The sequence below is a fragment of the Comamonas sp. UBA7528 genome, assembly GCF_002479375.1.
In the GTDB taxonomy this organism is placed as follows: Bacteria; Pseudomonadota; Gammaproteobacteria; order Burkholderiales; family Burkholderiaceae_C; genus Comamonas.
The window spans coordinates 1-24,372 of sequence record NZ_DLMU01000007.1 but is presented as its reverse complement, the minus strand read 5'-3'; the positions used below and the strand labels follow the sequence as shown (position 1 = coordinate 24,372).

The following is a 24,372-nucleotide window of genomic DNA, read 5'->3' as shown; positions in this document are numbered from 1 at the left end:
CGTGGTGGCGTCGCATTGGCGGCACACGGCATGCAGCTCGTGACATGCCGCAGGGCTGCGGCGGTCGGCACAGCGCAGCGGCAGAGCGGGCGCAAAAAAGCCGCCCGCAGGCGGTTGGTGGCAGTGCGGCGCGGGCCGCAAGGGGCCTGCTCGTTCAGGCCTGCAACTGCTGCGCGTGGTGGCGCAGGTGGTCGTCGATAAAGGTCTGGATGAAGTAGTAGCCGTGGTCATAGCCTGCATGGCGGCGCAGCGTGAGCGGCTGGCCCAGTTGGGCGCAGGCGGCTTCCAGTGCTTCGGGCAGCAGCTGCTTCTCGATCAGAAACTTGTCGGCCAGGCCCTGGTCCACCAGGATGCCGGCCGGGTAGGGCGGCTTGCCCTGGCTTTCCATCAGGCGCGTGGCGTCGTGCTGGGCCCAGGCAGCCTGGTTGTTGCCCAGGTAGCCGGTAAAGGCTTTCTGGCCCCAGGGGCAGTTGACCGGGTTGGCAATGGGCGCAAAGGCCGACAGGCTTTTGAACACACCAGGGTGGCGCAGTGCCAGGGTCAGCGCGCCGTGGCCGCCCATGCTGTGGCCGAAGATGCCCAGGCGCTGGGTGTCAATGGGCAGGTGGCGGGCCAGCAGCGGCAGCAGCTCTTCAATGAGGTAGCTTTCCATGCGCCAGTTCTGTTCCCAGGGGGCTTGCTGGGCGTCCAGGTAGAAACCGGCACCCACGCCAAAGTCCCAGCTGTCGGATTCGCCGGGCACGTTGGCGCCGCGCGGGCTGGTGTCGGGCGCAATCAGGGCAATGTTCAGATCGGCCGCCAGGCGCTGGGCGCCGGCCTTGGTCATGAAGGTTTCTTCGGTGCAGGTCAGGCCGGCCAGATACAGCACGGCGGGCACTTTCTCGCCCGCCACGGCCTTGGGGGGCAGGTAGACCGAGAACTTCATCGGCAGGCCGATCTCGCGCGAATCGTGCTGGTAGTAGCGCTGCGCGCCGCCAAAGCAGGCGTGGGCGGATTTGAGTTCCATGGGTGACTCCTTGAACGGTGGCCGCGCAAGCGCTGGGGGCGCTGCAGCGGCGTGTGGGATGCGTGGCGTCTGCGTGCAGACGGTGGGCGGGATGGGGATGGCGGAGCCGGATCGCACTACGGTGGTGTGCGGATTGCGCGGGTAGTGCGGTGTGTGCATCTTGGCGCACACAGGCCACACCATCCTCCGCGTGCGCCCCGGTTGCCTGTGTCCCGCAAGCCCGGCTACAGGGAAAGGCCGCAGCCGGGTGCGCCAGTGATGCCTTCCCGATGAAAGCATGCCGGGCGCACCAGGGCTGCGTGGCAGCGTAGCGGTGTACGGCCTTATTCCGCGTAATTGACCACCGAGCGGATCGACTTGCCTTCGTGCATGAGGTCAAACGCTTCGTTGATCTTGGCCAGGCCCATGGTGTGGGTGACAAACGGCTCCAGCTGGATCTTGCCGGCCATGGCGTCTTCCACCATGCCGGGCAGCTCGCTGCGGCCCTTTACGCCGCCGAAAGCCGTGCCCAGCCACTTGCGGCCGGTCACCAGCTGGAAGGGGCGGGTGGAGATTTCCTGGCCCGCACCGGCCACGCCGATGATCACGGACTGGCCCCAGCCGCGGTGGGCGCATTCCAGCGCGGCACGCATGACCTGGGTGTTGCCGATGCACTCGAAGCTGTGGTCCACGCCCCAGCCGGTCATCTCCACAATCACTTGCTGGATCGGCTTGTCGAAGTCCTTGGGGTTGATGCAGTCGGTGGCGCCAAAGGTCTTGGCCAGATCGAACTTGCCGGGGTTGGTGTCCACGGCAATGATGCGGCCGGCCTTGGCCAGCTTGGCACCCTGGATCACCGCCAGACCGATACCGCCCAGGCCGAACACGGCCACGGTGTCGCCTTCCTGCACCTTGGCGGTGTTCTTGACGGCGCCCAGGCCGGTGGTCACGCCGCAGCCCAGCAGGCAGACCTGTTCGGGGTTGGCGTCGGGGCTGATCTTGGCCAGCGACACGGCGGCCACCACCGTGTATTCGCTGAAGGTGGAGCAACCCATGTAGTGGTAGATGGGTTCGCCGTTGTAGCTGAAGCGGGTGGTGCCGTCGGGCATCACGCCCTTGCCCTGGGTGGCGCGCACGGCCACGCACAGATTGGTCTTGCCGCTCTTGCAGAACAGGCATTCGCCGCATTCGGCGGTGTACAGCGGGATCACATGGTCGCCGGGCTTCACGCTGGTCACGCCTTCGCCCACTTCCACCACAATGCCGGCGCCTTCATGGCCCAGCACGGCGGGGAAGATGCCTTCGGGGTCGTCACCGCTCAGGGTGAAGGCGTCGGTGTGGCAGACACCGGTGTGGGTGATCTTGACCAGCACTTCGCCCTTCTGGGGTGGGGCCACGTCGATCTCGACGATTTGCAGGGGTTCTCCGGCTTTGAAGGCAACAGCGGCGCGGGATTTCATGGGACAGGTCTTTCCAGAAGGGGGAGCAGGGCAGTGCCACAGGGCGGGCGCGGCGCCGCCTGCACAGCAGGGGGATGGCCGGGCGCCGGGCGCAGTGCACTGGCGAAGCCCCGACTGTAGGGCATTCGCAGGCAAAGCCCAGCCCCCGGCGGGCCGTATGGCCGGTGGCGCAGGCTTTATGTCCGCATATGGCAGTGATATGGCGGTGATGGTCGCTGCTGCAGCCATCGGCATTGGCGCCGTGGTTGCCGTTTTGGCCGCCCTGGCGGGTGCGGCAGTGGAGGCTTGCGGTGGCCTGCCCCGGCTCAGCCCTGCCGCCAGTGGCGCAGGCAGGCCTGGGCCAGCGCGGTGGCCGGGTCCACGCTCAGCGCCAGCAGTTCCGGCGCGGCGTGGCGCAGGCCGATGGGCACCTCGGTGCAGGCCATGACCAGTTGCGTGGCGCCGCGTGCCAGCAGCGCCTCGGCAGTCTGCGCCAGCAGCCGGCCGCCCGTGGCAATGTCATTGGCCTTGATGGCGTAGCAGCCCGGGGTGAACAGCGTGTCCAGCTCCTGTTCTGTGGGCGTCAGGTAGTCCAGACCCAGCGCTTCCAGCCGCGACTGGTACAGGCGCTGGCTCAGCGCGCCCCGCGTGGCGATCACGCCGATGCGGACCTGCGATGACTGTTGTGCAGCCTGCAGGGCCTGCACCGTGGCGTCGACGATGTGCAGGATGGGCGCGGCGCTGTGTGCGCTCAAGGGGCCATACCAGGCATGGGCCGTGTTGCAGGGAATGGCAATGCAGGTGGCGCCAGCGGCATTCAGCCGGGCAATCCCTTGCAGCATGGCGGGCAGCGGGTCCTCGCCGCCACCGGCCAGGGCCCGCTGCCGGTCCGGAATCTGCGGCACATTCCAGGTCACGGTGGGCACATGCTCCTGGTCGCGCTGCGCGCCGCTGATCTCCAGCAGGCGCTGCAGAAAGTCCAGTGTGGCCAGCGGCCCCATGCCGCCCAGCACGCCCACCAGGCGCGGTGCGCTCATGCGGCCACGCCCTGCAGCGACTTGGCTGCCTCTTCACGCAGCACATGCAGGATGTCGCGTTTCAGCGCGCCAAAGCGCGGGTCGGCCACCAGGTCTTCAAAGCTGCGCGGCCGCTCGAACGGGACCTGCAGCTCCTGGCGGATCCGGCCGGGGCGCGAGGACAGCAGGACCACGCGGTCGGCCAGGAACAGCGCCTCGTCCACATCGTGGGTCACAAAGAGGATGGTGGTGCGCTTGTGCTGCCAGATGCCGGTCAGCAGCTCCTGCATGGCCAGCCGGGTCTGGGCATCCAGCGCGCCAAAGGGCTCGTCCATCAGCAGGATTTCCGGCTCCGGCAGCCAGGCGCGGGCCAGGGCGGCACGCTGGCGCATGCCGCCGGAGAGCTGCCAGGGGTGGTGGTCGGCAAAGTCGGCCAGGCCGACCAGGCGCAGAAACTCGTCGGCACGGGCCGCATAGTCGGCGGCCCGCAGGCCGGCCATGCGCGGGCCAAAGGCCACGTTCTGGCGCACCGTCAGCCAGGGGAACAGCGTGGGCTGCTGGAACACCATGCCGCGTTCCGGCCCGGGGCCGGTGATGGGGCGGCCGTCGCACAGCAGACGCCCGCCGTCAGGTTGCTCGAAACCGGCCACCAGATTCAGCAGCGTGGACTTGCCGCAGCCCGAAGCGCCCAGCAGGCAGACGAATTCGCCATGCTGCAGCTCTAGCGAAACATCGCTGAGCACCTGCTGGCTGTCGCCCTTGCCCGGCTGGGCAAAGTGCTTGTGCACGCCCTGGATCTGGATGCGACTGTGGTTCTGACTATGACCATGGTGGTGGTCGCGGTCATGGTGACTACCGGATGACCGCGTGGTGGTGTGGAGATGCGCGCTCATGCGTCTTTCCCGGCCCAGGGGGCATAACGGCGCTGCAGCAGCACCAGGCCCACGTCAAACAGATAGCCGACCAGCCCCAGCAACAGAATGCCCAGCATCACCACATCGGTGCGCAGATAGCTGCCGGCGTTGATGACCATCCAGCCCAGGCCGGAGTTGGCCGCCACCATTTCGGCGGCAATCAGCGAGGTCCAGCCAATGCCGATGGCCAGGCGCACGGTGGTGAACAGCTCGGGCAGGGCGTGCGGCAGCACCACATGGCTGAACAGCTGGCGGCGGCTGGCGCCCAGCGTCTGCGCCGCGCGCAGCCGCGCCTGGCTGATGTGGGCCACCGCCGCAGTGGCACCCACGACGATGCTCAGCACCGTGGCGATGAAGATCAGAAAGAACTTGGCCCCTTCGCCAATGCCGAACCAGACGATGACCAGCGGCACCAGCGCAATCTTGGGCAGGGGCCGCAGAAATTGCACAAAGGGGTTGAGCGTGGCGGACAGCGTGGCCGACAGGCCCATGGACAGGCCCAGCGGCACGCCGACCAGGATGGCCACGACAAAGGCCGCCACGGCGCGCAGCGTGCTGGTCAACAGGTGCTGCCACAGCGGCGTCTGGCGGTAGCCTTCCTGGCTCAGTTCCACCAGGGTGTGCCACAGTTCGGTGGGGGGCGGCAGCATCAGCGGATCCACCCAGCCCAGGCTGCCGCTGGCCTGCCACAGCAGCAGCACGGCCAGCACGCTGGCGATGCTGACCACCGCCAGCCGGCCTGCCGAGGGCGCCCAGCGGGCGCGCGCAGGCTGGGCGGTCCGTACGGCTTGTATGGGCTGCGGCGATGGGGCCTGGGCCGCCGTGGGCGGCAGGTACAGCGGCAGCGGCGTTTGCGAAGACACGGACATGGCGCAGCCTGCTTACTTGGCGGCCGCAGCGCGCTGCAGATAGCTGGTGTTGATATAGGGACCGTAGCTGACCGGCACCTCCTGCTTGCGCAGCTCGCCGATGCCGGCCAGGAACTCGGCCGAGTCCTTGTAGGCCTTGGTGATCAGCGAGCCGGACTTGGTCTTCTCATCCCCGATGAAGGCCGGCGTCAGCTGCTCCTGCAGCGACGGGTATTCCAGCCCACCCAGGGTGCTGCGCACGCTGTCGGCGGGAATGTCCAGGTGCTTGGCAATCGCCTGCACCGAACCTTCCTCGTCCTTCTTGTACTGGTCCACCTTGTCCTGCACCACGCGCAGGAATTTGGTCACCAGCTCGGGATTTTTCTCGGCAAATTCCTTGCGCACCACGAAGTTGTTGAACACCAGTACCTGCTGTTTCTGCAGGTCCTTGGTGACATAGATCTGCTTGCCGCCGCTGGCTTCCAGCTGCTGGGTGAAGGGGCCCCAGACATAGGCGGCGTCGATGTCGCCGCGCTTCCAGGCGGCCACGATTTCGGCGGGCTTGAGCGACAGCGCCTTGATCTTGCTGCGGTCCACCTTGGCCAGCTTGACGGCCTGCTCGAAGGCGTACTGCGCGGTGGAGTTGGCGGGGTAGGCCACGGTCTTGCCTTCCAGGGCCTTGAGGTCGGTGATGCCGTCGCGGGCAATCAGGCGCTCTGCGGTGGCAATGATTTCGGGCGTGCCGATCACCTCGATCGGCAGCTTGCGCGCAATGCCGGCTGCGGCCGGGCTGGAGCCAAAGCGGGCAATGTCGATTTCCTTGGCGGCAAACAGGCTCAGCACATCGGCGCCCGAGGCGAACTGCACCCACTTGGTCTTGGTGCCGAAGGCCTTGTCGAACGAGCCGTCGATCTTGCCCAGAATCCACACGCGCGGGCCGCCGGCCCAGGCCAGCCGCACCTCGGAAGGAACGGCCTGGGCAAACGACGACAGCGCGGACAGGCCCAGCACGGCGGCTGCGGCAACACGGGTCACGGAAAAGCGGGGCATGGGGAGGTCCTTAATTTGAAATGCTTATGAAGAAATTTATCTTGATAAGCATTTGGAATTAAGCGTGTTTTGCGCATATCCATAGTTGGATTTCACCCATGGCCGGTGCTGGCGCGGTGGCGTGGTTCTGAGGTGGCTGCAGCGCCCACAGCCGCCATCGCTACCACGGCCATCACTGCCACCATTGCCCGCAGCCGGCCCGGTGACCACGCGCAGCACAGCCTGGGCCATGGCGGGTGCTGGTGCTGGTGCCGCAGAATGGAGTCCCGTTTTTCTTCCATCACCCCGACTGTGTATATGCGTTTTCTGCAAGCTTCGGCTCTTGCCGTGGGAGCCGTGCTGTTGGCTGGCTGCGGCAATATCCAGACCGTCAAATCCTTTTCCACTACATACAAAGAGCCTGATGGCGGGGAGCGTGCCCGCGTGCGCGTGGTGTCCGACGGCATGGTGCGTGCCGTGCCCCGCAGCAGCTGTGTGGACTGGCGCCTGCCCGACGCGGGGGTGATGGTGGCCAGTCTCAAAGGCTTCGCAGACCAGAACAACCGCTCCCTGGGAATGCCGGATGCACCGCTGCATGTGGTGCCCAAGGAAATCCCCACGGTGGTGGCCGAGTTCTATGTGCCTGCCAACCAGCCTCTGACCCTGGTCTATATCAGCAACGGCCATATCTCTGGTGGCAAGCGCTACCAGTGCAGTGTCAACAAGACGGTCACCTTGCAGGCGGACACGGACTACGAGGCCAGCTTCATCAACAGCCAGAACAAATGCCTGTCGGTCGTCACCCGCCTGACGCCAGAGGCCCCGGCCAATGTGAGCGACGTCATGGTGCCGCTGACCGAGGCGCCCCTGTGCCGCAAGTCGGACCTGCTGTAGCGCTTGGGTTGCAGATGCCGGATTCGGCTGGGTAGGCTAGACAGGCTGGGTCCACCAGAAGCCCCGCCGGCCACGGTGGCTGCCCGTAGGGCCCCATCCGCCCGGGGCGCTGCTTGCGTATAGTCGGTCGCAGCGCGCTGCAGCGCTGGGATGAACGGCCTGCAGCACTTGTTGTACTTGCACAGACTGCTCTTATTTTGGATATGGAACACCGCCACGCAGGCGCCCACCGCGTCGATCTGGTTGTCTACCCCGGCTTCAAGGCCCTGGAGGCCATAGGACCGATGTCGGTGTTCGACTACGCCAATGTGCACCTGCGCCAGAAGGGCCTGCCCGATGGCTATGCCGTGCGCGTGGTGGCGGCGCAGGCCGGGCCTGTGCCTTCCGACACGTTGATGGGCCTGCAGGCCACGCACACCCTGACCCAGGTGGAAGCCGACGGCACGGGTTGCACGGTGCTGCTGGTGGGCTCGCGCCATATCGAACAGGTGCTGGCGGCCTCGCCGGAACTGGTGGACTGGGTGGCGCGCGTGGCGCCGCAGGTGGGGCGCATGATTGCGCTGTGCAGCGGTAGCTTCTTCCTGGCGGCGGCGGGCGTGCTGAACGGTCGGCGTGCGGCCACGCACTGGAGCGTGGCGGGGCTGCTGGCCCAGCGCTATCCGCACATTGCCGTGGATGCCGACGCCATCTATGTGCGGGACGGCAGCTACTGGACCTCGGCCGGGGTGACGGCCGGGATCGATCTGGCGCTGGCCGTGGTGGAGCAGGACTTTGGCCACGCGCTGGCGCTGGATGTGGCGCGCGATCTGGTGATGTACCTCAAGCGCCCGGGCGGGCAGTCGCAGTTCAGCGTGTCGCTGGCGGCGCAGGCCACGCAGCACGGCGGCGTGCAGGCGGCCCAGCAATGGGTGCTGGCCCATCTGGAACAGCCCATGCCGCTGGCGCTGCTGGCCGACAAGGCGGCCATGAGCGAACGCAACTTCCGCCGCGTGTTCCAGCAGGAAACCGGATGCAGTCCCAGCAGCTTTGTGGAAAACGCCCGGCTGGAGCGCGCCAAGCAGTTGCTGGAAAACCTGGGCGCGCTGCCGCTGAAGACCGTGGCGGCCAAGGTGGGCCTGGGGTCCGAGCAGGCGCTGCGCCACCTGTTTGTGCGGCGCCTGGGCATCACGCCCGTGGTGTACCGGGAGCGGTTCGGGGGCTGAACGCTGCGTCCTTTGGCGCCTGCCTCTTCCTGGCCTCTTCAGATAAGGGCGGGGCAGCCCTTGCGCGCTGCCGTTGGTGAGACTGAGACCATGGCACACCGTGGGGCAGCCCGCCATGCGGACGAAATGGGGGGGTACTGTCCTGGCAGATCGCAGCATTGCCCCGGCTGGGGGTGGGGGCCGGGTATCAAGGGTTCGCCGCCTTGGCGGCGGAGCAGACTTTTATAATCCCGCCCATCTTTGTCGCCTGGGCAGCTTTGTGGGTCCGGCGTGGCAATGCTGTCAGCGGGGCCGTACGCAGCCCCTCTCCCGGAGCGCCGGCTTGCCAGTGCAGCGTTTCGCCCCTTTTCCCCCATTTCTTGCCCGCACCAACCATGAGCAGCATCGCACTCTCATCCATTTTGGTGGTCCTCAGTATTGTGGCCATCATCTACCTCACCTCCAAGGTGAAGTTCAGCGTCTTCGGATCGCTGTTCGCCGTATCGCTGGCGCTGGCGCTGGGCTCCGGCATGCCGCTGGGCAAGGTGATCGACACCCTCAAGAGCAGCTTCGGCAACACGCTGGGGGGCATCTCCTTCATCATCATCTTCGGTGCGGCGATTGCGGTGTGCATGCAAAAAAGCGGCGGTGCGCTGAGCATTGCCAGCCACATCCTGAAGCTGGCGGGCAAGGGCAATGCCAAGGCCGCCATGGCCTGGACCGGCTTCATCCCCGGCCTGACCATCTTCTGCGACACCGGCTACATCATCCTGAGCGGCATTGCGCGCAGCGTCAGCGCCAGTTCCAGGACCTCGATGCCGTTGATCGCCGCCATCATGGGCTCGTCGCTGTTCGTGGTGCACTGCCTGGTGCCCACCCACCCCGGTGCGCTGGCGGCCGCTACCGCGCTGAATGCCAACCTGGGCATGCTGGTGCTGGCGTCGGTGCTGTTTGCCATTCCCGGTCTGCTGGCCTCCTACTACTGGGCCGGTCTGATGGACAAGGGCCAGAACTACGCACCCGCCGAGGCCGAAGACGGCGCCGAAGACCTGTCGCAGGACAATCTGCCCAAGTTCTCGCATGCGCTGCTGCCCGTGGTGCTGCCGCTGGTGCTGATCTCCATCTCCACCCTGCTGACCACGCTGGGCATGAAAGATGGCGGCGCCACCGTGTTCCACTTCCTGGGCAACCCGGTGATGGCGCTGCTGGTGGGCATGCTGTGCGGCATCTGGCTGCTCAGCCGCCATGGCGGCCAGAAGGGCGACTTCACCAAGGTGCTGGAAGAGGCCATCGTCAAGGCCGGCCCGATCCTGATCATCACCGCCGCTGGCGGCATGTTCGGCGCCATCATCAAGGAAACCGGCGTGGGCAATGCGCTGGGCCAGGTGCTGGGCGGTGCCTCGGTCGGCCTGCTGGTGCCCTTCATCATCGCGGCGCTGCTCAAGACGGCCCAGGGTTCTTCCACCGTGGCCGCTCTGACCACGGCCGCCATCATCAGCCCCAGCCTGCAGACCTTCGGCCTGGATTCGGAAATGGGCCGCGTGTTCGCAGTGCTGGCCATCGGCGCGGGCTCGATGATCGCCTCGCATGCCAACGATTCCTACTTCTGGGTGGTGACCAAGTTCTCCAACATCGAGATGCAGCAGTCGCTGCGCGTGTTCTCCTCGTCCACCCTGGTGATGGGCGTGGTGACCTTTGCCTGCATCTGGGCAGCCAGCGCCTTCATGCTGTAAAGCGCCCTCTACAATCGCGAACATTGTCGTGCGCCGCCGGCGCAGGACCCGTGGCCTGCGGCTTCGATCCTGGCTGTCACTGCGCACCCCGTGCGGGCTGGCAGTGCCAGCGGTTCGAGGCCGCAGCCGTTTGCGAAAGCCCAGACCATGAAAATCGTCATCGCCCCCGATTCGTACAAGGAAAGCCTGTCCGCCCTGGAAGTGGCCACGCAGATCGAACGGGGCTTCCAGGAAATTTTCCCCGATGCCCAGTACGTCAAGGTGCCCATGGCCGATGGCGGCGAGGGCACGGTGCAGGCCATGGTCGAGGCCACGCAGGGCCGCCGCATCGAGGTGGAAGTCACGGCGCCGCTGGGCGAGCGGGTCACCGGCTTCTATGGCCTGACGGGCGACGGCCGCACCGCCATGATCGAGATGGCCGCCGCCAGCGGCCTGGCCCTGGTGCCGCCGGCCCAGCGCGACCCGCGCGTGACCACCAGCTACGGCACGGGCGAGCTGATCACCGCCGCGCTGGATGCCGGTGCGCGCCACCTGATTCTGGGCATTGGCGGCAGCGCCACCAACGACGGCGGCGCCGGCATGCTGCAGGCCCTGGGCGTGCAGCTGCTGGATGCCCAAGGCGAGCCGCTGGCCCGCGGCGGCGCGCCGCTGGCGCAGCTGGACCGCATCGACGCCTCCGGCCTGGACGCGCGCCTGGCCGAATGCACCATTGAGGTTGCCTGCGATGTGGACAACCCGCTGACCGGCCCGCGCGGCGCCTCCGCCATCTTCGGCCCGCAAAAAGGCGCCACGCCCGAGATGGTGCAGCAGCTGGACGCCAACCTGCAGCACTTCGCCCGCACCATCCTGCGTGATTTGGGCGCGGATGTGGACGCCGTGGCCGGCGCCGGTGCCGCCGGCGGCATGGGCGCGGCCATGCTGGCCTTTCTGAAAGGCCAGCTGCGCCCGGGCTGCGAAATCATTGCCAAGGCCGTGGGCCTGGAAGCTGCGGTCAAGGATGCCGACCTGGTGGTCACCGGCGAAGGCCGCATCGACCAGCAGACCATCTTCGGTAAGACCCCGTTTGGCGTGGCCACGGTGGCCAAGCAGTTCGGCAAGCCGGTGGTCGGCATTGCCGGCGGCCTGGGCACCAATGCCCATGTGGTGCACGACCACGGCATCGACGCCATCTTCAGCGTGCTCAGCCGCATCTGCACCCTTGACGATGCGCTGGCCGAGGCCGAACACAATGTGCGCAGCGCGGCGCGCAATATCGCAGCCGTGCTGGCCATGGGCCAGGGCCTGCGCGCCGGGGTCTGACGCCGTACAGCCGGGCGCCAGGGTGGCTATCCGGGTGCTGTCCTACGCGCCCGCCGCGCAGCCTGTGAAAGCATGGCCGACAGTCCGAGGAGTGTCGCCCATGAAACTGGTCCACAGTCTGTTCACGGCCGTGCATGCCGTCATTGCCCTGCTGTTTGCGCTGGCAGCGCTGACCTTGGTCTGGATCGCCGCCCGCACCGCCTGGAGCGTGTGGTCCGGAGGGCTGGATGCCGACGCCACGCTGCACATGGTGCAGGCGCTGGGCATTCTGGCTTCGGGCGTGGTGGCGCTGCAGATTGCACAGACCGTGGTGGAAGAGGAAGTGGTGCGCGATGCCCACATCAGCGGCCCCACGCGGGTGCGCCGGTTTCTGTCCCGCTTTCTGGTGGTGCTGGTGGTGGCGCTGGCCATCGAGGGGCTGGTGGCCACGTTCAAGGCCCAGGAAGACCCGGCCAGCCTGCTGTATTCGTCTGCCCTGATCGTGGCGGTGGGGGCCTTGCTGGCGGGGTGGGGCGTGTTCATCCACCTGAACCGCTCGGCCGAGGAACTGGAGCCCGAAGCCATGCAGGAAGCCAAGGGCGAAGACCGCAAGATGCGCGAATGAGCCCCGGCTGCTGGCGCGGGCGGTGGGTATGACGATGGCGCGATGCCGTGCTGTCAGCCCATGCGGCTAGACGCTATACGCTGGCCGGTGTCCAGGAGGCCAGCAGCGACACAAAGTCATCCACCCCGGAGTCCGTCGCGGGCGCGGCTGCCTTTGCCGCTGGGGCCGGTACGGGCGCTGCCGGTGCGGCGCTGCGGGGCAGCAGCACGGTCAGGTCCAGCTGGGGGTTGAGCTGGCTCAGGCACAGGATATAGGTGGCGGCCGACACCGATGCATCCCCGCGTTCCAGCCGTGCCATGGTGGGCTGGGAAATACCCAGCCGCGCGGCCCACTGCGCCTGGGTCTCGCCCAGGGCCTTGCGGGCGGCCACGATGCGTTCGGACAGCAGCGCAATCTGCTGCAGCACGGCGGGCGGAAAATCGGTGGGACGGGTGTTCTGGCGGGGCATGCCGTGGATCAAAAGCGGTGGCAGCGCACGCTGCACAAGCGCGGCGTGCTATCAACACCGAAATTATCAAAGCGCAGGCATGGCCTTGCAGCGCACTGGGCCATGCGGGCATGCCGCCCGCGCCCGCAGCGGCCGCTGCCGATGCAGCGCCATCAGCGCGGCGTGGTGCCGCCGTTGCCTGCAGCCGCCGCTGCTGCGCGCAGCTTGTCCTTCTTGCTCATGCGCTTGCCTTTGACGCCGCCGTTGTCGCCGTCTTCGTGCGGGGCGCGGGCCGGGGGCAGTTCGGTCACCGGGTAGGCGGGCAGGTCTTCCAGCGCCACTTCCAGTGCGTTGCGCTTGGCAATCAGCTGCCAGTGGGCGGCGGTGGCGGGGCTGACCAGGCTGATGGCCAGACCGCTCAGGCCTGCACGGCCGGTGCGGCCGATGCGGTGGGTGTAGTCGGTGGGCGAACGCGGCAGGTCGTAGTTGATGACCACGGGCAGCGCATCCACATGGATGCCGCGCGCGGCCAGGTCGGTGGTGACCAGCACCTGCAGCAGGCCGGACTTGAAATCGGCCAGTGCCGCCTGGCGCGCGCCCTGGCTGAGTTCGCCGTGGAAGGCGCGGGCCGCAATCCCATGGGCCTTGAGCTTGAACGCCACATGCTCGGCGCTGTAGCGGCTGGCCACAAACACCAGCGCGCGCGGCCACTGGAATTCCTGCAGCAGATCGCGCAGCAGCGGCGTGCGGCGGGCCGCGTCCACATGCAGCGCGCGCTGCACGATGGTGGCGTCCTGCTGGTGGGTGGAGGCAATCTCCACGCGCGTGGCCGCGTCCTGCAGCAGGCGGGCCGCGATGGCCTCCACGGCGGGCGGGAAGGTGGCGGACAGCAACAAGGTCTGGCGCTGGCCGGTGGCCGGCAGCAGGGCCAGCACGCGGTCCAGTTCCTCGGCAAAGCCCAGGTCCATCAGGCGGTCGGCCTCGTCCAGCACCAGGGTGTGAATATGGTTCAGTTGCAGGCGGCTGTTTTCCACCACATCCAGCAGGCGGCCGGGTGTGGCAATCACCCAGTCCACGCCGCCGCGCAGCGCCATCAGCTGCGGGTTGATCGACACGCCGCCGGTCAGCACGGCCACCTTGGGGCGCTGGCCCATGGCCTCGCCCAGGTGGTAGACCAGCTCGGCCACCTGGCTGGCCAGCTCGCGCGTGGGCACCAGCACCAGGGTCTGCGTGCTGCGCGGGCCGGCGGGCGCGTCGGCCAGCATCCAGCGCTGCAGCAGCGGCAGCACATAGGCCGCCGTCTTGCCTGACCCGGTGGGCGCACAGGCGCGCAGGTCCTGGCCGTCCAGGATGGCAGGCAGGGCCTGGGTCTGGATGGCGGTGGGCGCCAGCAGGCCGTGGCGTTGGGCCGCGTGGACCAGGGACGGGGCAAGGCCCAGGGAGGCAAAAGACATGGTGGAGGCAGGCAATCCGCAAACGAAAGAAGGGGGATTGTCGCCGGGCGGGCCGTTCAGCGCTTGCGGCGCCCGGCTCAGCCCTGTGCCGGCGTGGGACAGCGGCGGGGTCGGGCAGGGGCTGGACCCAGGGCCACTCGGGGTGCTGCACGGCACCGCCACCCCATATCTATGGATAAATCTGGCGCAGTGGCGTGGGTGGCTGCGGCCTGCGCGGTTTGGCGCTAGGCTGGTGCTTTTGCCACCCCCTCCCGGAGATCTGCCATGGCGCGTCTGCCCATTCTGACTGTCGATACCGCCCCCGAATCCGTCCGCCCGCTGCTGGAGAAATCGCAGAAGGCCATGGGTTTTCTGCCGCACTTTGTCGGCATGCTGGCCCAGGCGCCGGCGGCACTGGAAACCTATATGACGGTCTCCGGCCTGAACATGCGCACCAGCCTGAGCCCCGGTGAGCGCGAGGTGGTGCAGTTGGTGGCCGGCACCACCCATGGCTGCCATTTCTGTGTGGCGGCGCACACCCCGGCTGCGCTGGGCAAAGGCAAGCTGGACCCGGCCGTGGTGGAGGCGCTGCGCGCCGGCCAGACCCTGCCCGACGCCCGGCTGGAGGCCCTGGCGCGCTTTGCCCGCAGCGTGATCGCCACGCGCGGCGACGTGCCCGATGCCGAGCTGCAGGCCCTGCGTGCCGCCGGCTTCAGCGACCAGCAGGCGCTGGAGGTGGTGCTGGGCATCAGCCTGGCCACGCTGTCCAACTTTGCCAACAATCTGGCCCACACGCCGCTGAATCCCGAACTGGAACCCTATGCCTGGCAGCGCCCGGCGGCGTGAAGCCGGGTGCTCCGGCAGGAAGGGAGGTCTTGCAGGGCGCTCTGCAGGGGCGCTGATTACAGCAGCCACTCGATCGGCAGCCAGCCCAGCACCCGCAGCAGCAGGCGCAGCCACCAACTGGAGTAGGGCTCCTGGGTGTAGGTGTCCACCCCGCCGTCGTTGTTCTGGGCCTGCCACTGCAACTGGCCCTGCCCATCCAGGCTGACCCGGTAGGCGCGCAGCGGCACCTGGGTGTCGAAAGCGTCGCTGATCTGGTGCGCCAGCGCCGGGCTGTCGATGACAAAGCCCAGCTCGGTGTTCAGCATGGCCGAACGCGGGTCGAAGTTGAAGGAGCCGACAAAGGCTTTCTTTCCATCGATGGCAAAGGTCTTGGCATGCAGGCTGGTGCCCGAGCTGCCCAGCGAGCCCAGCTTGAACTGGTCTTCCAGCCCCACCGGCTGGGGGTTGTTGCTGCGCATCTCGAACAGCTCGATCCCGGCCTGCAGCAGCGGCTTGCGGTATTTGGCATAGCCGGAATGGACCACGGCCACGTCCGTGGCTTCCAGCGCATTGGTCAGCACCCGCACCTGCACGCCGCTGCGCTGGAGCTGGGCCAGGGCCTCGGTGCCGGCCCGGGTGGGCACGAAATAGGGCGAAACCAGATCCAGCCGCTGGGTGGGCATGCCGGTGCGCTGCAGCAACTGGGGCAGCATCAGGCCCTCCTGCGCGGCAGTGCCCAGCACCTTGGCCGGGTCGTCGCTGACCAGGTGCACCGGCGCCCATTCCAGCGGCAACTGGGCCTGCAGCAGCTGCTGGATGAAGGGCGTCATCTCCACTGCGCGGGCAAAGTCCTCCGACGCAGGGGAGGCGGCCAGTTGCTGGTACTGGTGGCGCAGCGCATCCGGGGTGGTGTCGGCATCCGGGCGCACCAGCAAGGCGATGGGGTAGGCCGAGGCACTGTTCCAGTAGCGGTCGAAGTCGTTCGACACCTCGGGCACGGCCGGGCCGATGGCCAGCACATCCAGGTCGGAGAACAGCACGCCGTCGGTGGCGCCGAAGTACTCGTTGCCCACATTGCGGCCGCCGATGATGGTGGCCTGGTTGTCGGCGGTGAAGGACTTGTTGTGCATGCGCCGGTTGGTGTGCGGGAAATGGGTCACATAGCCCAGGTACTTGCCGGTGCGCAGCACAAAGGGGTTGAACAGGCGCACCTCGATCAGCGGGTGGCTGTCCAGCGCGGCCAGCTCGGCGTCCAGCCCGGCCGTGCCGCCGTCGTCCAGCAGCAGGCGCACGCGCACGCCCCGGTCGGCGGCGGTGAGCAGCTCGCGCAGCAGTAGCTGGCCGGTCTTGTCGCCGCGCCAGATGTAGTACTGCACATCCAGGGTCTTGTCTGCGGCCCGGGCCAGCAGGGCGCGCGCGGCAAAGGCTTCGCGCGGATCGGCCAGCGCATAGATGCCGGTGAGTGCCGCATCGTGGCCGCTGCTGCGCAGCTGCTGCACGGCCAGGCCCAGGCGGGACTGGCCGGTGGTATCGGCCGCCACGGCCTGGCTGTCGGTACGGCCTTCCAGCGAAGGCAGGCTGCAGCCTGCCAGGCTCAGCACCAGGCTCAGGAGGGCGAATATCGGTGCAAGGCGCATGGCACGGTCAAGCGGCAGTCAGTGAAGGTGGATGGACGCAACACTACAACACTAGCAGATGCCCCGGGATTTGGCAGCCAGCCCTGTGGTGCACCCGGTTTGGGCGCCTCGCAGGGCGGGGGCAAGGCCGGTGAAGGGCAGGCTCAGTCGCCCATCACCACGCCTTCGCGGCGCGGATCGGCCCCGCCGAACCAGAAGGTCTTGCCATGGGCTTCGCCCCGGGTGATGGCCTGCAGGCCGCTGGTCAGCTGCTGCTCCTTCACTTCGGCGCCGCGCTGGCGCAGGGCGTTGACCGTGGCCTCGGGGAAGCGTTTTTCCTCCAGCAGGCTGGGGCCGTTGAGGCTGCTGAAATTGGGCAGGTTGATGGCCTGCTGCGGCGTCAGCCCCCAGCCGAACACCCCCCACAGCGTCTTGGCCGTGTAGTGGATGATCTGTGCCCCGCCGGGGCTGCCGGCGCTCATCAGCAGCTGGCCGGTGGCCTTGTCGAACACCAGCGTGGGCGCCATGGACGAGCGCGGGCGCTTGCCGGGCTGCACCCGGTTGGCAATCGGCTGGCCGTCGGCCGTGCGGGGGGCCATGCTGAAGTCGGTCAGCTCGTTGTTCAGCAAAAATCCCTTGACCATCTGGCGGCTGCCGAACTGGTCTTCGATGGTGGTGGTCATGGCCAGGGCATTGCCCTGGGCGTCGACGATGCTGATGTGGCTGGTGCCGTATTCGATCTGGTGTGCCATGGGCGCGTAGCTGCTGCGTACCGAGACCGGGTTGCCGGGCTGGGCCACCTTCATGCTCTGCGCCCCGATCAGCTTGGCGCGTTCGGCCAGGTACTGGCTGTCCAGCAGGTTCTGCCAGTTGCCGCCGGGAGCCTGCACAAAGTCCGGGTCGGCCACGTACAGGCCCCGGTCGGCAAAGGCCAGGCGCGCGGCCTCGGTGTAGAAGTGCAGCCAGTTGGCGGTGGGCAGCCCTTGTGCGTCCAGCGGCATGGCGGCGGCGGGCGTTTGCGCCAGGATGCCCAGGATCTGCCCCACGGCAATGCCGCCGGAGCCCGGGGGCGGAAAGCCGCAGATCCGGTAGCTGCGCGCGGCGGCGCTGGCGGGGGTGGCCGGCAGGTCCCAGTCGTGGCACAGGGCCTCCCGCTTGCGGGGGCGGTAGCCGGCCAGGTCCTGCGTGCTCAGCAGGCCGGGGTTGGTGGCGTGGCTGCGCACCTTCTGCACAATGGCCTGGGCCACTTCGCCTTCGTGCAGGGCCTTGCTGCCATCGCGGGCCAGGGCGCGCAGTACCTGGGCGTAGGCCGGGTTGCGCAGCACATGGCCCACGGGCAGGGGCTTGCCGTCGGCGCCGAAGAAATAGGCGCGGGCTTCGGGGTCGGCGCTCAGGAACTTCTCGTTCGACAGCATGGTGTGCAGGCGGGGGCTCACCTTGAACCCCTGGTCCGCCAGCTGGATGGCCGGCGTGAACAGGCTGGCCCAGGGCAGCTTGCCGTGCTCCTGGTGGGCCAGCTCCAGCATGCGGATGGCGCCGGGTGTGCCCACCGAGCGCCCGCCCACCACGGCGTCGTGAAAGGCCATGGGCGTGCCGTCGGGCTTGAGGAACAGGGTTTCGGTGGCCGCGGCGGGGGCGGTTTCGCGGCCGTCATAGGCCTCGACCTTGGTGCCGGCGGCGTGCAGCAGGAAGGCGCCGCCACCGATGCCGCTGGACTGCGGCTCGACCAGACCCAGTACCAGCTGCACCGCAATTGCTGCGTCGACGGCACTGCCGCCGGCCTTGAGCACCTGGTAGCCGGCATCGGTAGCCAGCGGGTTAGCGGCGGCCACGGCAAACTTTTCGGTGGCCCAGCCGGGCTTGTCGGTCCAGCCGGAGCTGCCTTCGGGCTCCAGCGCGGGCGCGGTGTAGTGCAGGGAAGGACTGGAGCAGGCGGACAGCAGGGCGGCTGCAGCGGCGGTGGCGGCTGTCAGCACCCAGGGGACGGCGCGTCGGGGCATGGGCATGCGGTTCTCCTTGTTGATGTGGCTGTGCAACAGGTGTGAGTGTGACCGCGCGGGCCCACCCCGCAGTGCAGGACAGGACCGGATCAGCCGCGTGCCAGGCGCCCGCCCGATCCCGTCATCTGGGCATGCTGCAGGCTCTGATCGGCGCGGTTCATCAGGTCCAGGCGCGGTTCCGAAGGCCAAGCCTGCACCACACCGGCGCTGATGCGCAAGCTGATTTTTTCATCCTCGCTCAGCAACGGGCGGCGTTCCAGCTCCTGCTGCAGGCGGATCAGGGCCTGCAGGGCATCGTCGGCATGGGCGCCGGAAAGCACCACAAAGAAGTGGTTGGCCTGGTCGCGGGCCAGCAGATCCTGGGGCCGCAGCACCGAGCGCGCCACCATGGCCAGGTGGCACTGGGCCTGCTCCACCAGGGCCGGGCCATGTTCCAGCCCCAGGGCGTGCATGCCTTCCAGCGTCATCGATGCCAGGCTCAGGGGCGTGCGGTAGCGGGTGGCGCGGGCCATTTCGCGGTCCAGCCCTTCTTCCAGGCCCTTGGCGTTCAGTGCGCGGGTCAGCGGGTCGTGGCGGGCCAGTTCCTCGGCCGTGTCCAGCGCTTTTTGCAGGGCCTCGATGGACTGCTGCTCCTGGGTGCTGCGCTCCTGCAGATCCTGCAGGGCGGCGTGGGCGATCTTGTTCTCGGTGGCAATCGAGCGCGTGGCGGCCACCAACTGCTCCAGCACCGGCGCCATGTCGGCCAGGCCCTGGGCCTGCTCCAGCTGGCCGGCGCATTCCTCGATCTGGCGCGTCTGCACGGTGTTGCTGTGCGACAGCGCGGCCAGGCGCTGCAGGGATTCGCCCAGCAGGTCCTTGATGTGGGCCTGGGCCTCGCCGGCCCGGCTGTGCAGGTCCAGCTGGCGCAGCAGCAGGGTCTGGAGCTGCTGCTGCAGCTGGTCCAGGTGGGGCAGCGTCCAGGGCTGGTCCAGCGCCTGCAGCAAGGTGGTGCTGAGGGTCTGCAAGGTGCTGTCCTGCTGGTTCAGCTCGGCCGTGTGCGTGACCATGGTACGCAGCAGGCCCTGGATGGCGCGGCGGCGCTGGGCCTGGTCTTCGGTGGCAAAGGACAGGCGGTAGGCATAGTTCTGCAGCATGTGCAGCAGATCCTGCAGCGCAGGCGGCGAGATGCGCAGGAAATGCACCAGCTGGTCGGTCAGCTCGTGCATGCGCCGGTCTTCGTCTTCGGACAGCATGGGCAGAATGTGCTCCAGCACCCGGGCCAGCTGCTCGGCCAGCTCCGGCGGCAGCACTTCCAGCATCTGCTGCGCCGGCGCCGTCGGTACGGTGCCCATGGACTGGTGGGCGGCCAGCACGTCGTCCATGTGCGCATAGGCCAGAATGGCCTGCTGGATGCCGTGCCAGTTCTGGTCGTTGATGGCCTGGTTGAAATGCAGGGCGATGCGCTGCTGCACCGCGCTTTGTGCCGGCAGCACGCTGAATATCTGGCGCAGCGCCTTGCTGGGAAAGGGCGGGCGGGGCAGGTGGCCGGCCACCTCTTCGTAGACGGTCTGGTAGTTTTCGGGTGTAGGCGGGAGCTTGCGGGTGGCCAGCAGCCGGAAAGCTTCACGGGCGATATCTGGAACAGAGCGTTCAGCCACGGGGGGAGACCTTTGGGAGGAAAGAGGAGGGGGACGGGCAAAAGTGTGACAGAACACAGCACCAGGCCGGGACATCGTGCGCAAACGGTGTCGCATGTCCGCACAACGCCGCAAGTATTTGGGGGCAAGAGTGAGCACCCTACAATCCGGGCAACCCGTTTGCACAGCATGAAGATTCTTATTTCCAACGATGACGGCTATCAAGCGCCGGGCATCGTCGCCTTGTACAACGCACTCAAGACCATCGCCGATGTGGAGGTGGTGGCGCCAGAGCACAACAACAGCGCCAAATCCAATGCGCTGACCCTGCATTCCCCGCTGTACGTGCGCGAAGCGCCGAACGGCTTTCGCTATGTGAATGGCACCCCGGCCGATTGCGTGCACATCGCGCTGACCGGTCTGCTAGGCTACCGGCCCGATCTGGTGGTGTCCGGCATCAACAACGGCGCCAATATGGGCGACGACACCGTGTATTCAGGCACCGTGGGCGCGGCCATGGAAGGCTATCTGTTCGGCGTGCCGTCCATCGCCTTCTCCCAGGTGGAGCGCGACTGGGTGGAGCTGGATGCCGCTGCCGGCAAGGCCCGCGACATGGTGGCGCAGCTGGCACAGCAGAAGCTGCTGGGCACCAAGCCCTGGCTGCTGAATGTGAACATTCCCAACCTGCCGGCGCAGCAGCTGGGCGCCGTCAAGGTCTGCCGGCTGGGACGCAGGCATTCGGCCGAGCCGGTCATCACCCAGGTCAGCCCGCGCGGCGAGACCATGTACTGGATCGGCAGCGCCGGTGCGGCGCTGGACGAATCCGAGGGCACTGATTTCCATGCCACAGCCCATGGGCATGTGGCGATGACGCCGCTGAAAGTGGACCTGACGGACCACGATCACCTGGTGTATTGGGCACAGACTGCCGCACGTTTGGAGGCCGTGGTGGCCCGCAAGGAGGATGCATGAACCAGCCCAAGCGGCCCAGCTTTCCTGCCCGCCTGGGCCCGCCCAGCGCGCAGAACGCCGTGCGCCCGGTGGTCCGTCCGGCCGGCAATGCCGCGCCGCGCTCCACCACGCCCATGCCGGCGCCCCGGGGCGTGGGCCTGGATTCGGCGGCCGTGCGCGGCCGCATGGTGCAGCGTCTGGCGGCTTCCGGCATCAGCTCGGCAGCGGTGCTGCAGGCCATGGGCAGCGTGGAGCGGCATCTGTTTGTCGATACCGCCCTGGTCAACCAGGCCTACGAAGACACCAGCCTGCCCATCGGCCTGGCGCAGACCATCTCCAAGCCCAGCGTGGTGGCCCGCATGATCGAGCTGCTGCTGGGCGCGGAAGGCGCGCGCGGCGGCCTGGGCCGGGTGCTGGAGATCGGCACCGGCTGCGGCTACCAGGCCGCGGTGCTGGGGCGTGTGGCCCGGGAGGTCTACTCCATCGAGCGCCTGCGTGGCCTGCACGAAAAGGCGCGGAACAATTTGCGTCCTTTGCGACTCACCAATGTGCACCTGATTTTTGGGGACGGCATGGTGGGCTACGCGCAAGGAGCCCCGTATGCGGGCATCATTGCGGCCGCTGGCGGCGACGCGGTGCCGGCCGCCTGGTGCGATCAATTGGCCGTGGGAGGGCGCCTGGTGGCCCCCATGGTCCAGAGCAATGGCCAGCAGATCCTGCTGGTGATTGACAAAACTCCTTACGGTTTCAATGAAACAGTTCTGGAAGCAGTGAATTTTGTCCCTCTAAAATCGGGGATTGCCTGAAAGGGAATTGCATATGTTGTTTACGCGAAGTCTTGGCACTTGGAGTGCGTTGGTGGTGGCCGGGGGGATCCTGGCGGGTTGCGCACAAGTGAACAAGGCTCCCGTGGAAGACCGCGGCGCCTCGCGCCCCGCTTCTTCGTCTTCGGCGCCTGCGGTCGATCCGTCCACCCTGCCGGGTGCGGAGAACGCCGGCAAGCCCGGCTACTACACCGTCAAGCCCGGTGACACCTTGATCCGCATCGGCCTGGAACACGGCCAGAGCTGGAAGGACATTGCCCGCTGGAGCAATCTGGAAAACGCCAACCTGATCGAAGTCGGTCAGGTGGTGCGCGTGGTGCCGCCCAATGTGTCGGTGGCTTCCAGCAGCTCGGGTGGCCGCGCCGTGGCGCCGGTGGTGGTGGGCGGCAGCGATGCCGGCTCTGCACCAGCCACCAGCACGCCCGCACCGGTGGAACCTGCGCCGGCCAAGACGCCGGCACCTGCGGCTGATACCAGCCAGGGCTTCATCTGGCCGGCTTCCGGCACGGTGCTGGCAGGCTTTGACGAGTCCCGCAACAAGGGGCTGGACATCGCTGGCAAGGCCGGCGATCCGGTCGCTGCTGCTGCGGACGGCCGCGTGGTCTATGCCGGCGCCGGCCTGCGTGGCTACGGTAACCTGATCATCCTCAAGCACAACGACACCTATCTGACGGCCTACGCCCACAACCAGAAGCTGCTGGTCAAGGAAGACCAGAATGTGAAGAAAGGTCAGAAGATCGCCGAAATGGGCAGCACCGACGCCGACCGCGTGAAGCTGCACTTTGAAGTGCGCCGCCAGGGCAAGCCGGTCGATCCTTCGCGCTATCTGCCCGCACGCTGATCGCCCGGGCGATCCGCCGCAGCCAGTGCCAGCGTGTCTGCCGGCGCTGGCTTTTTTTATGCAACAACAGACAACACAGACAAGGATGCGGGTGTGACGGAGTCAACGGAGGCCATCGACAGCGTGGAAGCGGACGACTGGGCGCAGGTCCAGGAGCAGGCGGAGCTGCGCGCCGTGGAGGTGCCCACCGCCTTGCATGGCCTGCGGCTGGACAAGGTGCTGGCAGAGCTGGTGCCCGAATTCTCGCGCAGCTACCTGCAGCAGCTGCTGAGCCAGGGGGCCGTGCAGGTCCAGGGCGCGGTGGTCACCAAGGCTTCCGCCAAGGTGCGCTGGGGCGACCGGCTGCAGGTGGAAATGCGGCCGACGGCGCAAAGCCAGTCCTTCCGTGCGGAAACCATGGCGCTGGATGTGGCCTATGAGGATGAGCACCTGCTGATCGTCAACAAACCGTCGGGCCTGGTGGTGCACCCGGCGCCAGGCAACTGGAGCGGCACCTTGCTCAACGGCCTGCTGGCCTGGCATGCGGGCGCGGCCCAGGTGCCGCGCGCCGGCATCGTGCACCGCCTGGACAAGGACACCAGCGGCCTGATGGTGGTGGCCAAGAGCCGCCAGGTGATGGATGCGCTGGTGGCCATGATCGCGCGCCGCGATGTCTCGCGCCAGTACGTGGCGCTGGCGCACGGCGCATGGCGCGGCGGCATGCGCGAAGTCCGGCAGGCCATCGGCCGGGACCCGCGCAACCGTCTGCGCATGGCCGTGGTCGACCTGGGCAGCCAGGCCGGCAAGCCGGCGCAGACCGACATCACCGGGGTGGACTCCGCCGAGCAGGCCTGCCTGGTGCATTGCAAGCTCCACACCGGGCGCACCCACCAGATCCGCGTGCACATGGCCTGGCTGGGCCACCCCCTGCTGGCGGATGCCCTGTACGGCGGCACGGCCCTGGCGGGGATGGAGCGCCAGGCGCTGCATGCCTACCGCCTGGGCTTTGTGCATCCGATCACGGGGCAGGAGGTGCTGGTGCGCAGCACGCCGCCGGCCGATTTCATGGCGGCCATCGACTTTTTGGGGCTGCGCTACAATCCCCCCCATTGACACTGCGCGGGTGCCCTGCCTGCGTACGCTGTATGGCACGCCTGTGAAGGCGCACTCTGACTTCCCCCGGAATCTCCGCTCATGAATACGGTAGATGCGAAACGGGTCCTCGAAACTGCCTTGATCTGTGCGCACCAGCCGGTGACGCTCAAAGAGCTGCGCGCTCTGTTCGATGGCACTTTGGGTACCGACACGCTGAAGGATTTGCTCCTGGCTTTGCAACGCGACTGGACACAGCGCGGCGTGGAGCTGGTGCAGGTGGCTTCGGGCTGGCGCTTTCAAAGCAAGCCGGAAATGCGCGTCTACCTGGACCGTCTGCACCCGGAAAAGCCTCCCCGATACTCCCGCGCCACATTGGAAACCCTGGCCATCATCGCCTACCGCCAGCCGGTGACGCGCGGTGATATCGAGGACATCCGCGGCGTGACGGTCAACAGCCTGATCATCAAGCAGCTGGAAGACCGTGGCTGGATCGAAGAGATCGGCCACCGGGAAACCGTGGGCCGTCCGGCACTGTTTGCCACCACGCGCCAGTTCCTGGACGATCTGGGGCTGCAGGCGCTGGACCAGTTGCCGATGCTGGAGTCGTCCGAGGTGCAGGCCAATCTGTTTGCCCAGCTCGACGGCGCCGATGGCGAAAACCTGCCGGCAGCGCCCGAAACGCAGGATGCTGCCGTAGAGCAGCCGGAGCAGCCGGAGCAGGCGGAGCAGCCGGAGCAGCCGGAGCAGCCGGAGCAGCCGGAGCAGCCGGAGCAGCCGGAGCAGCCGGAGCAGCCGGAGCAGCCGGAAGATCGGAAGAGTGGGG

22 protein-coding genes are annotated in these 24,372 nt (G+C 67.6%); 11 read left to right on the top strand and 11 right to left on the bottom strand.

The genetic code is table 11. The features are described from left to right. Window positions 1-154: 154 nt before the first annotated feature. The 6 genes from fghA to B3349_RS08775 form a co-directional block, all read right to left on the bottom strand. Window positions 155-1,006 carry an S-formylglutathione hydrolase gene (gene fghA, locus B3349_RS08800; RefSeq protein ID WP_291588281.1) on the bottom strand — a complete coding sequence of 284 codons (852 nt, stop codon included), beginning with the start codon at window positions 1,004-1,006 and terminating at the stop codon, window positions 155-157. Between the two features lie 323 nt (window positions 1,007-1,329). Next, window positions 1,330-2,445 (bottom strand): S-(hydroxymethyl)glutathione dehydrogenase/class III alcohol dehydrogenase, encoded by a 1,116-nt coding sequence (locus tag B3349_RS08795; protein WP_066534098.1) that lies wholly within the window; start codon window positions 2,443-2,445, stop codon window positions 1,330-1,332. Window positions 2,446-2,750: 305 nt separating this feature from the next. Next, window positions 2,751-3,461 carry a cysteate racemase gene (gene cuyB, locus B3349_RS08790; protein ID WP_291588280.1) on the bottom strand — a complete coding sequence of 237 codons (711 nt, stop codon included), beginning with the start codon at window positions 3,459-3,461 and terminating at the stop codon, window positions 2,751-2,753. Beyond that, window positions 3,458-4,333 carry an ABC transporter ATP-binding protein gene (locus tag B3349_RS08785; RefSeq protein ID WP_291588279.1) on the bottom strand — a complete coding sequence of 292 codons (876 nt, stop codon included), beginning with the start codon at window positions 4,331-4,333 and terminating at the stop codon, window positions 3,458-3,460. Before B3349_RS08785 ends, cuyB begins: the two co-directional genes overlap by 4 nt. Further along, the gene (locus tag B3349_RS08780) at window positions 4,330-5,223 is read right to left on the bottom strand and encodes an ABC transporter permease (protein ID WP_291588278.1); all 894 of its coding nucleotides are present in this window, start codon (window positions 5,221-5,223) and stop codon (window positions 4,330-4,332) included. Before B3349_RS08780 ends, B3349_RS08785 begins: the two co-directional genes overlap by 4 nt. Before the next feature lie 12 nt (window positions 5,224-5,235). Further along, the gene (locus tag B3349_RS08775; protein WP_291588277.1) at window positions 5,236-6,252 is read right to left on the bottom strand and encodes a taurine ABC transporter substrate-binding protein; all 1,017 of its coding nucleotides are present in this window, start codon (window positions 6,250-6,252) and stop codon (window positions 5,236-5,238) included. Window positions 6,253-6,549: 297 nt separating this feature from the next. Between B3349_RS08775 and B3349_RS08770 the strand changes: the two genes are divergently transcribed. The 5 genes from B3349_RS08770 to B3349_RS08750 all read left to right on the top strand — a co-directional run bounded on the left by B3349_RS08770 (window position 6,550) and on the right by B3349_RS08750 (window position 11,942). Next, complete coding sequence (locus B3349_RS08770) at window positions 6,550-7,125, top strand: hypothetical protein (RefSeq protein ID WP_291588276.1); 576 nt, start codon at window positions 6,550-6,552, stop codon at window positions 7,123-7,125. Between the two features lie 203 nt (window positions 7,126-7,328). Further along, window positions 7,329-8,327: a GlxA family transcriptional regulator gene (locus B3349_RS08765; protein ID WP_291588275.1), complete on the top strand. Its 999-nt coding sequence runs from the start codon at window positions 7,329-7,331 to the stop codon at window positions 8,325-8,327. A 374-nt stretch (window positions 8,328-8,701) separates the two neighbouring features. Then, window positions 8,702-10,039 (top strand): GntP family permease, encoded by a 1,338-nt coding sequence (locus B3349_RS08760; protein WP_291588274.1) that lies wholly within the window; start codon window positions 8,702-8,704, stop codon window positions 10,037-10,039. Between the two features lie 147 nt (window positions 10,040-10,186). Further along, entirely contained in the window at window positions 10,187-11,338 is a 1,152-nt protein-coding gene (locus tag B3349_RS08755) for a glycerate kinase (protein ID WP_291588273.1), read from the top strand. 100 nt (window positions 11,339-11,438) lie between these two features. Then, window positions 11,439-11,942, top strand: a complete 504-nt coding sequence (locus B3349_RS08750) for a hypothetical protein (RefSeq protein ID WP_066534079.1) — start codon at window positions 11,439-11,441, stop codon at window positions 11,940-11,942. Window positions 11,943-12,015: 73 nt separating this feature from the next. On the opposite strand, the gene relB is transcribed toward B3349_RS08750, so the two are convergent. Continuing rightward, entirely contained in the window at window positions 12,016-12,390 is a 375-nt protein-coding gene (gene relB / locus B3349_RS08745; RefSeq protein ID WP_291588272.1) for a type II toxin-antitoxin system RelB family anti-toxin, read from the bottom strand. A gap of 152 nt (window positions 12,391-12,542) precedes the next feature. After that, complete coding sequence (locus B3349_RS08740; RefSeq protein ID WP_291588271.1) at window positions 12,543-13,823, bottom strand: DEAD/DEAH box helicase; 1,281 nt, start codon at window positions 13,821-13,823, stop codon at window positions 12,543-12,545. A gap of 264 nt (window positions 13,824-14,087) precedes the next feature. Between B3349_RS08740 and B3349_RS08735 the strand changes: the two genes are divergently transcribed. Further along, a complete protein-coding gene (locus tag B3349_RS08735) occupies window positions 14,088-14,648 on the top strand; it encodes a carboxymuconolactone decarboxylase family protein (RefSeq protein ID WP_291588270.1) in 561 nt (186 codons plus the stop codon). 56 nt (window positions 14,649-14,704) lie between these two features. Here the strand turns inward: B3349_RS08735 and B3349_RS08730 are convergent, their stop codons facing one another. The 3 genes from B3349_RS08730 to B3349_RS08720 all read right to left on the bottom strand — a co-directional run bounded on the left by B3349_RS08730 (window position 14,705) and on the right by B3349_RS08720 (window position 19,880). Then, window positions 14,705-16,264, bottom strand: a complete 1,560-nt coding sequence (locus tag B3349_RS08730; RefSeq protein ID WP_291588269.1) for a phospholipase D family protein — start codon at window positions 16,262-16,264, stop codon at window positions 14,705-14,707. Between the two features lie 143 nt (window positions 16,265-16,407). Next, a complete protein-coding gene (locus B3349_RS08725; RefSeq protein ID WP_414646869.1) occupies window positions 16,408-18,249 on the bottom strand; it encodes a gamma-glutamyltransferase family protein in 1,842 nt (613 codons plus the stop codon). 83 nt (window positions 18,250-18,332) lie between these two features. After that, entirely contained in the window at window positions 18,333-19,880 is a 1,548-nt protein-coding gene (locus B3349_RS08720; RefSeq protein WP_291588268.1) for a sensor domain-containing diguanylate cyclase, read from the bottom strand. 168 nt (window positions 19,881-20,048) lie between these two features. Here B3349_RS08720 and surE point away from each other — a divergent pair, with 168 nt between their 5' ends. The 5 genes from surE to scpB form a co-directional block, all read left to right on the top strand. Beyond that, window positions 20,049-20,831 (top strand): 5'/3'-nucleotidase SurE, encoded by a 783-nt coding sequence (gene surE, locus B3349_RS08715; protein ID WP_291588267.1) that lies wholly within the window; start codon window positions 20,049-20,051, stop codon window positions 20,829-20,831. Continuing rightward, window positions 20,828-21,616, top strand: coding sequence for a protein-L-isoaspartate(D-aspartate) O-methyltransferase (locus tag B3349_RS08710; RefSeq protein ID WP_291588266.1), 789 nt, complete (start codon window positions 20,828-20,830; stop codon window positions 21,614-21,616). Before surE ends, B3349_RS08710 begins: the two co-directional genes overlap by 4 nt. 13 nt (window positions 21,617-21,629) lie before the next feature. Further along, the gene (locus B3349_RS08705; protein ID WP_291588265.1) at window positions 21,630-22,475 is read left to right on the top strand and encodes a peptidoglycan DD-metalloendopeptidase family protein; all 846 of its coding nucleotides are present in this window, start codon (window positions 21,630-21,632) and stop codon (window positions 22,473-22,475) included. Between the two features lie 93 nt (window positions 22,476-22,568). Continuing rightward, window positions 22,569-23,567: an RluA family pseudouridine synthase gene (locus B3349_RS08700; protein WP_414646868.1), complete on the top strand. Its 999-nt coding sequence runs from the start codon at window positions 22,569-22,571 to the stop codon at window positions 23,565-23,567. Between the two features lie 81 nt (window positions 23,568-23,648). After that, window positions 23,649-24,372: SMC-Scp complex subunit ScpB (scpB, locus tag B3349_RS08695; RefSeq protein ID WP_291588264.1), on the top strand; the 724-nt coding region annotated here is incomplete at its 3' end.